Here is a 13318-nt window from a genome sequence, read left to right as displayed (position 1 = left end):
TCACTTTTGATTTTTCGCGAAGTAGGTAGCCGCCTTTTTTAGAATGGCGAGGTCCTCTGTTTGCTCTGCGAGTTGGCGTTTGAGTCGCGCCACTTCAGCCGCGAGCTCAGCTTCGCGCTGGGTGGTGTTCGTTTTCTTCTCAGCAGCGCTACGCCAGTTGTAGAGTTGAGATTCGTATATTCCGAGCTCTTTAGCGGCAGCGCTTACCCCTTTGATTTTTGCCAGTTTAAGGGCTTCAGCTTTGTACTCAGCTGTATAGGTTTGGCGTTTGGTTTTTGATGTCATTGTTCACCTCGTTAAACGATTTTACTCGCTTAGCGTGGTGTCCAAAACTACCGGAGCGGATCATGTGCTGGTTTGCCTTTAACAAGGCACACTATGAAATCAGCCCGGCAACCATCGTTGAGCTGGAGCAACAGATTGATGTCAGCCCGCTGGAAGACAACATGGGGCGTCGCTTTAGCTCAGATACCGAGTTTAAGGACTTCTTGGCACAGCACTACCCTGCCGACGAGCTGCGCCTCAACGTTGGCCACATTATTGAATCGGCCATATCAATCAATCCGCTGATGGTGTTGATTGGGATCCTCGGGTTTATTGCCGCGTTCCATATCTCCTTGGGGCCGATTATGTGGGTGCTGTTCTCCGAGATCTTCCCCAACAGCCTACGCAGTGCAGCGGTGCCCTTCTTTGCGTTGATCACCAGTATCTCCAGCTACCTGGTGCAACAGTTCTTCCCCTGGCAGCTAGCGCGCTTTGGCGCAGCGGACACCTTTATGATGTACGCCGGTATCGGCTTGATTGGCTTGTTGTTTACCCATCGACTGTTGCCAGAAACCAAGGGCAAAAGCATCGAGCAGTTAGAACACTTGCTCAGCTCACAACCAGTTATCCGACGCTCAAAGCTGGATAGCCATTCTGCCCCGATAGGCTAGTCCCGATAAGCTAGTAGTACTTAGTGCGGAGCCGATTGGCTCCGCACCTCGCTCGCAAGCCTTCCGTTCGCAAGAACGCATCTATTCGCTCTGACCCAACGATTGCAAGACACTGGCTAAGCTGGGTTGCAGTAAATGCAACTTGCACGCATCCAATAGGCAGCGCGCCGCTTCAGGCTCCATCATCACCGCTTGTCGCACGGCGGTAGCAACGCTGCTGGCATACAGCATCGCTAACTGCGCCCCCAAGCTTGGCGCAAGTGTCGGCAGTACCCGCAGCAAGCACTGCTCGATGGTTTGGCAGTGGCGCTGTATATCCTCTCTATCCAAGGCTTGCAAACGCACATCCGATTGGGTGGCTTGCCACACCGCATAGGTCGCGGGCTCTTCTCGAAAGGCTTGGTAGTAGCTCTCGAGCATGTATTCCAAGGCATCTTGTAGCTGTTTGGGCTGAGTGACATCGGCAAAGGCGCCCTGCACACACTGCTGCCCACCTTCAAAGTGACGCCCTGCCAGGGTGGCAATCACCGACGCCTTGTCAGGGAAGTACTGATACAGCGAGGCGATGGAGATCTCTGACGCCTGAGCAATGTCTTTCATGGTGACCGCGTCGCTACCTTTGCTCACGATAAGCTGCTGTGACTCCAACAGTATTCGCTCAAAGCGTTGACGGCTTCTTGCCTGCACAGGCTGCTTGCGGGGTTCAACCGGAGTGAAATCGAGATGCACGGGAATCCTTATTTATTTTTGTTTAATTGTTGCACAGACCCAAAATGTGAGCAATACTCACTTTCAATATGTGAGTATCACTCACATTTGTAACGACAGTTGCTGGCACAAACCGAGCAACAGCCGCGCAGTCGCACCAACTCAAGCACTCACACAAGCGCGAACTGATTCGCAACCAGAACCAAGTAACAGGAGCAGCACAATGAGCAAGCGCATCTTTATCTGGGTCGCCCACCCAAGGAAGGGATCTTTATGTGAAGCCATGGCCGATGCCTATCAGCAAGGCGCAGAGCAAAAAGGAGAAGAGATCCGGCGCATGGACCTATGCGATATGTACTTCGACGCCAACCAAAGCGGCGACTACGCCGATGCACCTACAGAGCTGGAATCCGATCTTCGCCAATGGCAGGGGAACCTGCAGTGGGCCGAGCACATTATGGTGATCCACCCTTACTGGTGGGGGTCGATGCCAGCGCAGGCGAAGGCAGTGTTAGATAGAGCCTTACTGCCGGGCGTCGGCTTTAAATATCACGGCAAAGGTTTGGGCTGGGACAAGCTGCTGAGCGGCCGTAAGGCAGATGTGATTATCACCTCAGACACCCCTCCGCTGTTGGATCGGCTGCTGTATCGTCGCCCCGGACGGCGAGTACTCACCAATCAGGTGCTGGGCTTTTGTGGGGTAAAAACCCGTAAGGTCTGGCAGTTTGGCTCCGTCAAAACTGCCAAGCCACAAACCATTGAGCGCTGGCTTTTAAAGACCCAGCAACTCGGTGCCAGCGTTTGAGCAGCTGACAGTTCATCAATTCATGGTAGCGCTGGTGACTCGATTTGAGTTGTTCCAGAGCAGCCTGCCGAGCAGCAGTTTGCTGCTCGGCTATACATACTGAGTTGGTAGAGTTTCAAACTAGGATTCTCGAGTACCGTCTCTGAGATTTCGACGTCCTTGAGCATCCCCACCCGCCCTGAACGCTGTTCTAACGCTCGGCGCTCTCTAGCAGTTCATTCACATGTTCGACACAGCCCTGTCTGTACCGACAGCGCAAACCACACCACCAGCATATGCTTCAATTTCGCAAAGCGGTGGCTGTCACCATTTGCTAGTTAGCTGTCACCATCCGCTAGTGTGTGGCGCGATATACCGGGCTACTATTTGCTCAACACGTAAAGCAATACTGCATACAACACTTAACACAGCACTTAACACGACATAGAAAAGGGCAAACACATGGCGAACTCAAACTTGGCATTGGTCACTGGCGCATCCGGCGGTATCGGTCTGGAACTGGCACGGCAGCATGCGCAACGCGGTGGCGATCTGGTACTGGTGGCGCGTAACGAAGCGAAACTGGAGCAACTGCAACAGGAGCTGGAAGCACAACACAAGGTCAAGGTCACCGTACTTGCCCAAAACCTCACTCAGCCGAATGCTGCCGAGAGCATCGCCAATCAACTTAAGCAGCTTAACCTGGAGGTAGGCACGCTTATCAACAACGCTGGCTTCGGCGGACATGGCTTGTTTCATCAGCGCAACTGGCAAGAAGACCGCAACATGATGCAGGTGAACATGGTGGCACTCAGCGAACTGACGCATTTGTTGCTTCCCGGCATGATTGCCCACCGCTCCGGGCGTATCCTGAATGTGTCGTCAACCGCATCCTTTATGCCCGGCCCGCTGCAAGCGACTTACTATGCAACCAAAGCCTTTGTCACCTCGTTCTCTCAAGCACTGGCAGAAGAAGTGGCGGAGCTTGGTGTCACCGTCACTGCCCTGTGTCCGGGGGCGGTCAAAACCGGCTTTGTTGAAGCCGGTAACCTCGACGGTGTGGCGGTATGGGATAAGGCGAAATCAGCCGAGTCGGTAGCAAAGTGCGGCTATCAAGCCATGGAGAACGGCCAGCTGGTTGCCTTTAACGAGAATTGCCTGAAGTTTATGTTGAACTGGGTGATCCCATTTCTACCGCGCAAGACTGTACTTAAGATGTCACGTCAGTTTATGGAAAAAGCCTAAGCAGGATATCGAGGACAGAATCAATGAAACGAGCGAGTCGCTTTGCCGTCTCCCCCAACTGGGCGGTGCACTTCAAAGACCTAGGGGTCGAAACCCACACCGTGCTGCGGCTTGCCAACCTACCAGCGGACTTGTTTCGCCGGGAGAAAGCCACCCTAAGTCCGGATGAATACTTTCGACTATGGATCGCCCTTGACCAAGCTTTAGGAGAAGACCGCCAACTGGCGTTGGAATTTACCAAGTACATGTCGGTCGAAGCCTTCAACCCACCCATTTTTGCCAGTCTTTGCAGCGATAACCTCAAGCAGGCCCTACAGCGCCTTGCCCACTATAAACCTCTGATAGGACCATTGGAGTTGCATATTCAAGAGCGTAAACACCGTCTGGAACTCAAACTCAGCTGTTACGGCAATACCGCTCCTTTGCCAGAAGCGCTAGCCATAGGCGAGCAGGTTTTTTTCACTCAGCTTGCAAGGCTGGCCACCCGTGAACAGGTCAAGCCGGTGTTATTGGAATTGCCGGTAATGCCTGAAAATCGCGAGCACTATGAGGCCTTCTTCGGCTGTCGCCTGAGCCAAGGCGATGAGATCCGCATGGCGTTTAGTTTGGAAGATGCCTATCGCCCCTTCCTCACCTCCAACAACGATATGTGGGAGTTCTTCGAAGCCAAGCTACAGCAACGCCTACAGGACATCGATGGCAGTGCCCCCCTCAGCGCTCGGGTCAAAGCGGTATTGCTGGAACTACTTCCCAGCGGCGAAAGTAACATAGAGGCGGTGGCGGAGAAGTTGGCCATGAGCAAACGCACCCTGCAACGCAAGCTGGCCGATGAACAGCTCAACTACCAAGAGCTGCTGCAAAGCCTGCGACTGGAGTTGGCTAATCACTACTTAGAGAAGTCAGATATGTCGCTGGGCGAGATTTCCTTTCTACTGGGCTTTAAAGAGTCTAATTCCTTTATTCGCGCCTACAGCGGTTGGAAGGGGATATCGCCCGGCCAGTATCGGGAGCAACTTCATTAGTACCTCAGCAATAACAACTAACGTGTCAGTAATATTTACAATGTTACGCAATTGTAAACCCTCACCTGCGCTAGCTCTTTGTTAAGTGGTCAGTTACTCAATCTGGCATAGCCATTGCGTTACTGAGAATAGACTCACTACTTACTTATAACGCTAGGTGAGCCGCGACACGCACTTCGCTTTGAGCATCTAGCAAGTAAACAAGTTGATATTTTACAGCCCACAACAGGCACCAGCAGCAACGTGCCAGATCACTTAGCTTGCTGGAGGCCTACGATGTTTCTGGAAGAAAAACTACTGTTATCGTTGTCACGCTCACCGGATGCGCCCGACTTAGTTAGCGCCGACTCCCCCCATTCCATCAGCGAGGCATTGTCGACCTTACAAAGGGTCTACCCCAACTTTGAGCGTATCGTGTCAAACAAGCGGATCCTCGATTTTGGTTGTGACCAAGGTTTACAAAGTATCGCACTGGCAAAGCTGCTTAACTGTCAGGTGCTCGGTGTAGACATCAACCCCAAAACCCTATTAAAGGCGCGAGGGAATGCGCGTGAGTATCAGGTAAGCGCCGATCACTTATCATTCACCAACCAACTCACCCCGCAGATGGATGGTCAGTTCGATGTGGTGATCTCACAGAACAGCTTTGAGCACTTCCATGACCCCTGCCACGTGTTAGAGCAGATGCGCGAGCTAAGCAAGCCAAAGGGCTTGGTGTTGCTGACCTTCGGTCCGCCTTGGTATTCCCCCTATGGCAGCCATATGCATTTTTTCTGCAAGCTGCCATGGCTCAATCTGCTGTTCTCAGAAAAAGCCGTGATGAACGTGCGGAGTCACTTCCGTGATGATGGCGCCAAGCACTATGAGGAGGTGGAATCAGGTTTAAACAAGATGAGCATTCGCAAGTTCGAGTCGATCATTCGCGAAAACCAGATGCATATCCATTTTAAGCGCTACGATTGCGTCAAAGGCGTCGATACCCTCGGCAAGATCCCGCTATTGCGCGAACTGTTTATCAATCATGTAACGGTGATACTGGGACACCACCAGATTAACTGATCTCTTTGTAATTAAATAAAGAGAACGCTGATGTTTTGAAGAAGGCTAACAACGGACCAAAGTGCTTGCCACCTTCATACCCATTACACACTCTTAGATAGAGATAGTGGAAAACTATAAGATACTGAATATAATTACTTTTTATCGTTAAGCTTTAGATCTTGGCATTTGTTACTACACTCCAAGTAATCAATGAACTAGTTAACCCTTTTAATTCAGCGCCACTATACTCAGTCTGAGCGCTTGTTGAGATATTTGTTACTTCACGGATGAGAAAAATGCAAAAGAGTCTTTGGCTAATCTTGGGGCTAGCGGTATCCCTGTTCACCCTCCCAGCAAAAGCAGACAGCTTGCAGCAATTTTGGGAGTACCAGCAGTATCTTGAGCTCTATCCAGAGCAGCGCAGTTTGGTGCAACGCTTAACGATGGCGGTAAGGGGCGAACCGGTTCCCATCGACAAACCCAACTCCGAGCCTGTTAAGATCTCCGTGATCTATCCGGGCGAGCAGGTATCCGATTATTGGCGGCGCAACATCACCGCCTTCGAGCTGCGTATGCAAGAGCTGGGCATCGCCTACCAGCTCACCAGCGTGTTTACCCGCCCCAATCAAGACCATCGGGAGCAAAGCAAGTCGCTGCACGACGCACTAAGTAGCCAGCCCGATTATCTGATCTTCACCCTCGATACCAATCGCCACAGCAAGTTCATTAGCCATGTACTAAATCAATCCGACATCAAGCTGATCCTGCAAAACATCACCACCCCAGTAAAAGCGTGGGACGACAACCAGCCCTTCCTCTATGTGGGCTTTGATCACCCCACCGGAAGCCGAACCTTGGCATGGTATTACCAACAGCAGTTCCCCGAGAGCGGCAACTACGCCATGCTCTACTTCTCGCCGGGTTATATCAGTCAGGCTCGTGGCGACACCTTTATCGCCGCTATGCCCGAGCAGTATCAATTGCAAAGCTCTTACTACACCACCGCCGATCGTGAAAGTGGTCGCAAAGCCGTTGAGGCAATGCTCAACGAAGACAAGCCCATCGACTTTATTTATGCCTGCGCCACCGATATTGCCCTCGGTGCAGCCGATGCCCTTAAGGCCCACGGCAAGCAAGATATCATGTTAAATGGCTGGGGCGGCGGCAGTGCAGAGCTGGAAGCGCTGGCAAACGGCGAGCTGGACGTCACGGTCATGCGTATGAATGACGATACCGGTATCGCCATGGCAGAAGCAATCAAGCGAGATGTGCTGGGGCTATCATCACCAACCGTCTATTCCGGAGAATTTGAGATTGTTAGCAAACACGACGATCCAGAGAAGATTGAACAGCTCAAACGCTACGCATTCAGGTACTCCAACAAGCAGCATGACTGAGCGGTCTTCCCCTGCCTCAATCAACAAACGACAGAGTCTGGCTAGCTTAATTAGCCGGACGGTCATCCTTGGATTTATCCTGCTCACGGTCGCCGTTATCGGCCAAAGCTACCGGCTAAGTGTCGACTATGTCGAGCGTGAACGTGAGCGCAATATCACCCAAACCACCAACCTGCTGCAAAACGTGCTCGATACCTACCTGCAATCGATTCAATACCGGCAAGATACCTACTCCAGCTCGGCTGAACTGCAATCGATTCTGCAAAACAATCCAACCCAGCAAGCCCTCGACGATTGGGTGCTGGAGCTTGAGCGCAAGCATCAAGGCGTGGGGAGTGATTTCGCCTTTATCGCCAAAGATGGGGAGTTGCTATGGGAAGATGGCAATAGCCCCTTCTTTGGGATCTCCATGGACGCGCTGGAGCAGCAAATCCAGCGCCTTGGTCGCAGCGGTTTTTGGTATGGCAGCAATATTGGCAGCGACAGCCAACCACAGCGGGTACTGCTGCGTAAAAACCCGGTGATCAGTGCCAGCGACGGCAAAGCACTGGGTGAGCTGTTTATTGGCGTCCTGCTGCATTACGACAATGCGCTACTCGATATTTTGCTTCAACGCAGTGGTAGCTCAGCCCTGCTGTTGATGGATGATGAATCACTGATCATCAGCAACCTTTCAGACAATGACCCTCGCCTGACGGCATTGCTGGAACAAGTAAGTCGTGGCGACAAGCTGCAGCTCGATGGCTATCTGATCAGTGAGTCGCGTTTACAAGTGAACCGCAACGGCAGCGCCCAAGATTACGACTTAAGCGTCATCGCCCTAACCCAAGACAGCGCCATTCAGGAGTTAAAACAGAGTTTATTAGCCAGTGGCCTGTTCTCTCTGGTGATGCTACTGGTACTGGTTGTAGTCAGTCACTTGCTGATCCAACGCCAGGTATCTCGCTCACTCAATCAACTGGTAGAGTTCAGCCAGGCCGCCGCCACCGGCGAACCGGTAGACTTTGCTGGCTCGTCCATCAAAGAGTTCGATCTGTTTGGTAAAACCCTGCAGCGCACCCTTGGCGAAGCCTTTGAGAAGGAGCAATCGTTGCTGGCACTGTTCTACTCGTCACAGTCGCCCATCGTGGTGTGGAATCAGCTGTTAAATATCGAACGAATCAACCCGGCCGGTCAGCGCTTCTTCCTGAATAACCAACAGGCCGACAGCAACTACCGCGCCTTCAATGCCCACCTTGAGAAAGACCTGCTAAAAGCGCTTGAGGGCAAGGCCCTTAACGACCTCAATCGTCCTTTTGGTGGCCGCACCTTCCGTTGGAACCTGTCACCACTGGTCATTGAAGGCAAAGTGATTCAGATCTTCGGCCAATGCCAAGATGTCACCTCAATGATTGAGGCTGAGCACTACAGCCGCCAAGCCCGCGAGCAAGCAGAAGCTTCCGCCCAAGCGAAAAGCAACTTTTTGGCGAAGATCAGCCACGAGATCCGCACCCCACTGAACGGTATTCTCGGCATGGCGCAACTGCTCAAAGACCAAACCGAACAAGACGATAATAAACAGAAGGTCGACGTTATCTACCAAAGCGGCGAGCACCTGCTGGCGGTACTCAACGATGTACTGGATTTCTCTGCCATCGAGCAGGGCAAGATCAAGCTAGACCCAGAACCTTTTGAGTTGGAAGAGCTGGTCAGTCACCTGAGCGGGATGTATCGCCCACTGTGCCAGCAAAACCATGTTGAGTTTCAACTGGAACTGAGCTTCACTCGTTACCCCCGCATACTGGCCGACCGCGCCAAACTCAACCAAATCTTGTTCAACTTGATTGGCAATGCGGTCAAGTTCACCCATCAGGGCTTCGTTCGATTATCGTTGTCGCTGGCATCCAGCGGTGAGGGAGAAAACACCCTGCACATTGAAGTGGCCGATAGCGGCATCGGCATCTCCGAAGAAGCGCTGAAGCGGATTTTCGAGCCCTTTGTGCAAGCGGAGGACGACACTACCCGCCGCTACGGCGGCAGCGGCTTGGGGCTGTCGATTGTTAGCAACATCACCAAAGCGATGGGTGGTGAAATCCAAGCGGATAGCCGCGAGGGCCAAGGCAGCAAGTTTAGCGTCGCGATCCCGGTTACCGTACTGCCCGCATTGGATGTGACCGAGCAAGAGACGAAGGCCAGCGCCTCGGTGGAGATGATTCTCGACGTATTGTTGGTAGAGGACAATCGCACCAACGCCATGGTCATCAAGGCACTATGCAAAAAGCGTGGCTGCCGGGTTGATTGGGTGGAAGATGGCCTACAAGCACTGGAGCGCCTGCAAAGCAAGCACTACGATCTGATCTTAATGGACAATCAAATGCCCGGGCTGAGCGGTATCGATACCACCTCAAAAATCCGCCAAGTGCTCAAGCTCACTACGCCGATCTTCGCCTGCACCGCCGACGCCTTTGAGGAAACCCAGCAAGCCTTCCTGCGCGCTGGTGCCGACTATGTTCTGGTAAAACCGCTTAGAGATACCACCTTCTCAAAAGCCCTCGAGTTTTATCAGGCCCACTTTGCCTCTGATTCAGCTGAGAGCTTTCAGGCAAAATCCTAAACAGCGACTAGGCAAAGCTCGGTTGAGAGCTTCTGCCAAGCGGCGTTATCCACGGGCTACGCCACACACGGCGAGCCAGTAGAATAAGCCCTGCGAACAACAATACGCTGCCCGTTCCGGGTTCGTTGATAGGCGTAAATGGCACCTCTTGGTCAAACGTCACCTCTCCGCTAAAGGTTGGCAAGTGAATCTCGCCATTTTGCTGAAAGCTTGAGACAACCACTGACCCTTCGATTGGCGTGCTGTTGGTCAGGTGAGCATAGGGGGCAAGCAGACTGCCGTTCAGCAGCTTGTTCAGCGAGATGGTTTCAGCTTCAAAGAAGTTCCAAACGATACGCTCACGCACGTTATCGTTGACTAGTTGACCAACCGCATTGCCAGCCAGCGCGGCATCGCTGATGTCAGTGCCGGCGACGTTAATCACAATGGCCGCTGGGTCAAAGCCGCCAAAGTCCACATCAAACTGCTGAATAAAGCTATTCGAAAAAAGCGACTCACCATCGATATTAAACACCGCGATGTCATCGGCGCCAATCAGCAGGCTAGCAGGACCACAACATACAGTAGGGGCGATAAGATTGGAGTTACTTTCCAACTCGCTAAGCGAAACCGAGAAGTCACTGAGTTGCTGCTGAATATCGGCAAAATCGAAGTCGGTCACATCCCGCAGCAAAGAGCCGCCACCGTTGAGATTGATGTTGCCGTTAGCATCCCCCCCGAGCGCAACGCTATAGCCCTGGTTAACATTGATATTTTGGGAATTAATGTCCCCCCCAACCACCAGTCCTAGCTCGCCACCCTGAGCGCTATCCAGGTGAATAGCGTAGTTAGAGGCCGGCCCGTTGAGGTCCCCCATAATCATGGCTTTGCCTTCAACCTCACTGTCGGTTGTCAGATTGTTAAATACAATAAGGTTGTACTCAGACATCAGTGTTAAAGGAGAAGAAAACGCTGTTGCACTGGTTGTTAATACGGCCAACACACCACAGATAGTACCTACAAAACGCATATTTTCACCACTCTTAAGGTAAGTTATTAACGACTAGTCAGAGATTGCCACGCGACAACATTATTCTCACAACGCCTAAACATACTAGATGGTTTTTAAAGCAAAACAACAATGTCAAAAGTGGAATCGGGTTCTCAAATGCGAGACGGCAACTCACTGGCAGACTATCTTCATGAATCATAAACAATAATCCATCACAAATAAGCTCAGTATTATTAGCGAGTTAAAAGGCCGCCCGCTCAGAACTGGGCAAATAAACCGTCCAGGCCTCTAAATCCGCTTGTTGGTGGAGATATAAGTACTCCTCCAGCTGTCGGTAACGCTGATCCAAACAGACCGTTAGTGCAATCTCGGCAGCTTGCGCCATGGGGTAGCCATAGACCCCACATGAGATAGCCGGAAAAGCAATCGACCGGCAATCATTGCCCAAGGCAAGCTCAAAACTGGTGCGATAGGCACTGGCAAGCAGGGCTGGCGGGTCGTCATCAAACTCGAAGCGTGGGCCAACGGTGTGGATGACATAGCGGGCAGGTAGATTACCCGCCGCGGTGATCCGCGCCTGCCCGACCGGACAGCGCACGCCCTCCACCTCGGGCACCGCATAGCATGCCGCCAGCAAGTCTGGCCCCGCCGCACGATGGATCGCGCCATCAACCCCGCCGCCACCCAACATACGGGTGTTTGCCGCATTGACGATGGCATCGACCTTGGCCTGCGTGATATCTCCGCATAGCAACGTAACTGGCATAGTCAGCTCCCCTAAACCTATCGAACAACCTTCCCACTCTAGCGCGGCGGTTGGCGATACGTTGCGACGGGCCTCACTCACTGGTGAAGACACTCTCTGATGAAGGCACTCTCTAATGAAGACATGCGAGCTTTTGTCTTATCTGCAAAAGTCATTTGCTAAAAGCGGTGTTTTTCGCAACAACCGATATAGCAATAATCCTCGCCACTAAACGCGTCAGCCGATTGCTGACGCAACTAATTAGCGAGATACAATTATGCCCATTGCACTACTAGCTCTAACCTTAAGTGCCTTTGCTATTGGTACTACAGAATTTGTGATTGTAGGTCTGCTGCCCACTATGGCCGCAGACCTTGCGGTCTCCCTACCCTCGGCCGGTCTGCTGGTCAGCCTTTACGCCTTAGGCGTGGCCATCGGTGCGCCGGTACTGACCGCACTCACTGGCCGCTGGCCGCGCAAGCGCCTGCTGTTGGCCGTGATGTCGCTGTTTGTCTTAGGCAACCTGATGGCCTGGCAAGCGCCCAACTACGCCACCTTAATAAGCGCCCGCGTGCTAACCGGTTTGGCCCATGGGGTGTTCTTCTCCATCGGTTCGACCATCGCCACTGGCTTGGTCGCCAAAGAAAAAGCCGCCAGCGCGATTGCTCTGATGTTTACCGGTCTGACCGTGTCATTGGTGACCGGCGTGCCGCTGGGCACCTATATCGGTCAACTTTTAGGCTGGCAGTCGACGTTTTTGATTGTGGCCATCCTCGGCCTGCTAGCACTGCTTGGTAGTGCACTGCTGATCCCAGCCAAACTGCAGCAACCTGCGCCGAGCAAGTTATCTGAGCAGCTTAGCGTGCTGGCGCAACCTCGCCTATTGCTAGTGTTTGCCATTACCGCACTAGGCTATGGCGGCACCTTTACAGCCTTTACCTTCTTAGCGCCAATCCTTGAGCAGATCACCGGCTTTCAGGCTTCAGCCACTGGCTTGATCATGCTGGTCTACGGCGCATCGGTGGCGGTGGGAAATATCTGGGGTGGAAAGCTGGCTGACCGGCATGGTCCGGTGACTGCACTGACGGTTATCTTTGCTGGCCTGGCGGCAATCCTGCTGCTGTTCAGCGTGAGTGCGCCGCACCCCGTTGCAGCAGTCGCCACCATCTTGGTGTGGGGCGCCTTCGCCTTTGGCAACGTGCCCGGTCTGCAGGTCTATGTGGTCAAACTGGCCGAGCGTTATGCGCCCAAAGCGGTGGATGTGGCCTCGGGTTTGAACATTGCTGCCTTCAATGTGGGGATTGCCTTGGGCTCTTGGGGCGGTGGTCTGGTGGTTGCTGACATGGGGCTGCTGCATACTCCATGGATTGGCGCAGTAGTGGTGTTGGTAGCATTGATGCTGACCCGCCTGAGCGGCCGGTTGGACCGCCACTCGCTTGCCTTGGTCAACAAACCTTGTGGGCACTTTATGTAAAGCGCGCCGTCTGAGCAGCTTTAAAAGCCACTCCGCCGCTTAGGTTTATAGTGTAGTGGCATAGTGAATTTGGCCACCTGAATAGACGAAGTGATAGACTCACTTCCGGACAAAAGGTGGTAGAAATGAAGAACACAAGACCGACATTCAGCGCAGAGTTCAAGTTAGAAGCCGCTCAGCTGGTAACGAAGCAGGGCTACAGCGTAGCCGAGGCAGCAAGCGCTATGGGCGTGAGCGACTCAGCCATGCGTAAATGGGTAAACCAGCTGCGACAGGAGAAGCAAGGCGTATCCCCTAAAGGCTCACCGCTAACCCCCGAACAACAGCGGATCCGCGAGCTGGAGAAGAAACTCCGCCGCATTGAAGAAGAGAATACCATTTTG

The 13318-nt window shown here is 52.8% G+C and carries 12 protein-coding genes and 1 pseudogene; 9 read left to right on the top strand and 4 right to left on the bottom strand.

Going from position 1 to position 13318, the window contains the following annotated elements; genetic code table 11:
• Positions 1-285 (bottom strand): annotated as a pseudogene (locus tag G462_RS0119350) (transposase); the annotation flags it as partial.
• Between the two features lie 62 nt (positions 286-347).
• Between G462_RS0119350 and G462_RS0119345 the strand changes: the two are divergent.
• Positions 348-935: an MFS transporter gene (locus tag G462_RS0119345; protein WP_026960448.1), complete on the top strand. Its 588-nt coding sequence runs from the start codon at positions 348-350 to the stop codon at positions 933-935.
• An 81-nt stretch (positions 936-1016) separates the two neighbouring features.
• Here G462_RS0119345 and G462_RS23470 read toward each other — a convergent pair whose 3' ends face one another.
• Positions 1017-1664 (bottom strand): TetR/AcrR family transcriptional regulator, encoded by a 648-nt coding sequence (locus G462_RS23470; RefSeq protein WP_051326877.1) that lies wholly within the window; start codon positions 1662-1664, stop codon positions 1017-1019.
• Between the two features lie 202 nt (positions 1665-1866).
• On the opposite strand from G462_RS23470, the gene G462_RS0119335 reads away from it, so the two are divergent.
• The 6 genes from G462_RS0119335 (at position 1867) to G462_RS23465 (ending at position 9725) form a co-directional block, all read left to right on the top strand.
• Complete coding sequence (locus G462_RS0119335) at positions 1867-2448, top strand: NAD(P)H-dependent oxidoreductase (protein ID WP_026960447.1); 582 nt, start codon at positions 1867-1869, stop codon at positions 2446-2448.
• A 441-nt stretch (positions 2449-2889) separates the two neighbouring features.
• Positions 2890-3672 carry an SDR family NAD(P)-dependent oxidoreductase gene (locus tag G462_RS0119330; RefSeq protein ID WP_026960446.1) on the top strand — a complete coding sequence of 261 codons (783 nt, stop codon included), beginning with the start codon at positions 2890-2892 and terminating at the stop codon, positions 3670-3672.
• Positions 3673-3695: 23 nt separating this feature from the next.
• Positions 3696-4694 carry a helix-turn-helix transcriptional regulator gene (locus G462_RS0119325; protein ID WP_026960445.1) on the top strand — a complete coding sequence of 333 codons (999 nt, stop codon included), beginning with the start codon at positions 3696-3698 and terminating at the stop codon, positions 4692-4694.
• Between the two features lie 276 nt (positions 4695-4970).
• Positions 4971-5753 carry a class I SAM-dependent methyltransferase gene (locus G462_RS0119320; RefSeq protein ID WP_026960444.1) on the top strand — a complete coding sequence of 261 codons (783 nt, stop codon included), beginning with the start codon at positions 4971-4973 and terminating at the stop codon, positions 5751-5753.
• A 278-nt stretch (positions 5754-6031) separates the two neighbouring features.
• Entirely contained in the window at positions 6032-7132 is a 1101-nt protein-coding gene (locus tag G462_RS0119315; RefSeq protein WP_026960443.1) for an autoinducer 2-binding periplasmic protein LuxP, read from the top strand.
• Positions 7125-9725: a LuxQ periplasmic sensor domain-containing protein gene (locus tag G462_RS23465; RefSeq protein ID WP_051326876.1), complete on the top strand. Its 2601-nt coding sequence runs from the start codon at positions 7125-7127 to the stop codon at positions 9723-9725. Before G462_RS0119315 ends, G462_RS23465 begins: the two co-directional genes overlap by 8 nt.
• Positions 9726-9732: 7 nt before the next feature.
• On the opposite strand, the gene G462_RS0119305 is transcribed toward G462_RS23465, so the two are convergent.
• Together G462_RS0119305 and G462_RS23460 are read right to left on the bottom strand one after the other, a co-directional pair.
• Positions 9733-10734 carry a choice-of-anchor A family protein gene (locus G462_RS0119305; RefSeq protein ID WP_084405136.1) on the bottom strand — a complete coding sequence of 334 codons (1002 nt, stop codon included), beginning with the start codon at positions 10732-10734 and terminating at the stop codon, positions 9733-9735.
• A 223-nt stretch (positions 10735-10957) separates the two neighbouring features.
• Complete coding sequence (locus G462_RS23460; RefSeq protein ID WP_051326875.1) at positions 10958-11482, bottom strand: O-acetyl-ADP-ribose deacetylase; 525 nt, start codon at positions 11480-11482, stop codon at positions 10958-10960.
• Positions 11483-11738: 256 nt separating this feature from the next.
• Here G462_RS23460 and G462_RS0119295 point away from each other — a divergent pair, with 256 nt between their 5' ends.
• Together G462_RS0119295 and G462_RS0119290 are read left to right on the top strand one after the other, a co-directional pair.
• Positions 11739-12935, top strand: a complete 1197-nt coding sequence (locus G462_RS0119295) for an MFS transporter (protein ID WP_026960441.1) — start codon at positions 11739-11741, stop codon at positions 12933-12935.
• 125 nt (positions 12936-13060) lie between these two features.
• On the top strand, positions 13061-13318 hold a 258-nt coding region (locus tag G462_RS0119290), incomplete at its 3' end, for an IS3 family transposase (protein ID WP_026960440.1).

This window comes from Aliagarivorans taiwanensis DSM 22990 (assembly GCF_000429505.1).
GTDB lineage: Bacteria > Pseudomonadota > Gammaproteobacteria > Enterobacterales > Celerinatantimonadaceae > Aliagarivorans > Aliagarivorans taiwanensis.
Note: the sequence above shows the minus strand (reverse complement) of the source record. Positions and strands in the feature narration are given on the sequence as shown.

Coding starts and splice junctions, on each gene's coding strand:
- G462_RS0119345 (WP_026960448.1), top strand. CDS start 348: ATGTGCTGGTTTGCCTTTAACAAGGCACACTATGAAATCAGCCCGGCA.
- G462_RS0119335 (WP_026960447.1), top strand. CDS start 1,867: ATGAGCAAGCGCATCTTTATCTGGGTCGCCCACCCAAGGAAGGGATCT.
- G462_RS0119330 (WP_026960446.1), top strand. CDS start 2,890: ATGGCGAACTCAAACTTGGCATTGGTCACTGGCGCATCCGGCGGTATC.
- G462_RS0119325 (WP_026960445.1), top strand. CDS start 3,696: ATGAAACGAGCGAGTCGCTTTGCCGTCTCCCCCAACTGGGCGGTGCAC.
- G462_RS0119320 (WP_026960444.1), top strand. CDS start 4,971: ATGTTTCTGGAAGAAAAACTACTGTTATCGTTGTCACGCTCACCGGAT.
- G462_RS0119315 (WP_026960443.1), top strand. CDS start 6,032: ATGCAAAAGAGTCTTTGGCTAATCTTGGGGCTAGCGGTATCCCTGTTC.
- G462_RS23465 (WP_051326876.1), top strand. CDS start 7,125: ATGACTGAGCGGTCTTCCCCTGCCTCAATCAACAAACGACAGAGTCTG.
- G462_RS0119305 (WP_084405136.1), bottom strand. CDS start 10,734: ATGCGTTTTGTAGGTACTATCTGTGGTGTGTTGGCCGTATTAACAACC.
- G462_RS23460 (WP_051326875.1), bottom strand. CDS start 11,482: ATGCCAGTTACGTTGCTATGCGGAGATATCACGCAGGCCAAGGTCGAT.
- G462_RS0119295 (WP_026960441.1), top strand. CDS start 11,739: ATGCCCATTGCACTACTAGCTCTAACCTTAAGTGCCTTTGCTATTGGT.